We start from the raw sequence: 1,181 nt of genomic DNA, 5'->3' as shown, positions 1-1,181 counted from the left end.
ATCAACTCGAAACTCCTTCGGGTTGTATGGTTAAGTGACTAAGCGTACACGGTGGATGCCTTGGCAGTCAGAGGCGATGAAGGACGTATTAACTTGCGATAAGCCCAGATTAGGTAGTAAAAACCATTTGAGTCTGGGATTTCCGAATGGGGAAACCCAATACCATAAGGTATTACTGTTGAGTGAATACATAGCTCAACAGGGCGAACCGGGGGAACTGAAACATCTAAGTACCCCGAGGAAAAGAAATCAACCGAGATTCCGAAAGTAGCGGCGAGCGAAATTGGACTAGCCCTTAAGCTTTACACGCGTTAGACGAACAGCCTGGAAAGGCTGACGATACAGGGTGATAGTCCCGTAGTTGACGACGTGTGTTCAGTGAAATCGAGTAGGGCGGGACACGTGATATCCTGTCTGAATATGGGGGGACCATCCTCCAAGGCTAAATACTACTGACTGACCGATAGTGAACCAGTACCGTGAGGGAAAGGCGAAAAGAACCCCTGTGAGGGGAGTGAAATAGAACCTGAAACCGTGTACGTACAAGCAGTAGGAGCAGGCTTGTCCTGTGACTGCGTACCTTTTGTATAATGGGTCAGCGACTTATATTCAGTGGCAAGGTTAACCATCTAGGGGAGCCGTAGGGAAACCGAGTCTTAACTGGGCGTTCAGTCTCTGGATATAGACCCGAAACCAGGTGATCTAGCCATGGGCAGGTTGAAGGTTGAGTAACATCAACTGGAGGACCGAACCGACTAATGTTGAAAAATTAGCGGATGACTTGTGGCTAGGGGTGAAAGGCCAATCAAACCTGGAGATAGCTGGTTCTCCCCGAAAGCTATTTAGGTAGCGCCTCGGACGAATACTACTGGGGGTAGAGCACTGTTAAGGCTAGGGGGTCATCCCGACTTACCAACCCTTTGCAAACTCCGAATACCAGTAAGTACTATCCGGGAGACACACGGCGGGTGCTAACGTCCGTCGTGGAGAGGGAAACAACCCAGACCGCCAGCTAAGGTCCCAAATTACTACTAAGTGGGAAACGATGTGGGAAGGCTCAGACAGCCAGGATGTTGGCTTAGAAGCAGCCATCATTTAAAGAAAGCGTAATAGCTCACTGGTCGAGTCGGCCTGCGCGGAAGATGTAACGGGGCTAAGTAGTAAACCGAAGCTGCGGCAAT

At 49.8% G+C, this 1,181-nt stretch carries 1 rRNA gene (running past one end of the window); it reads left to right on the top strand.

Annotation, left to right across the window (positions count from 1 at the left end):
• Window positions 1–28 precede the first annotated feature (28 nt).
• Window positions 29–1,181: ribosomal RNA gene (locus R7Q48_RS23825) — 23S ribosomal RNA — on the top strand (it continues 1,774 nt past the right edge of the window).

It is taken from the genome of Vibrio sp. 378 (assembly GCF_033339435.1).
This window is presented reverse-complemented; position numbering and strand designations above follow the sequence as displayed.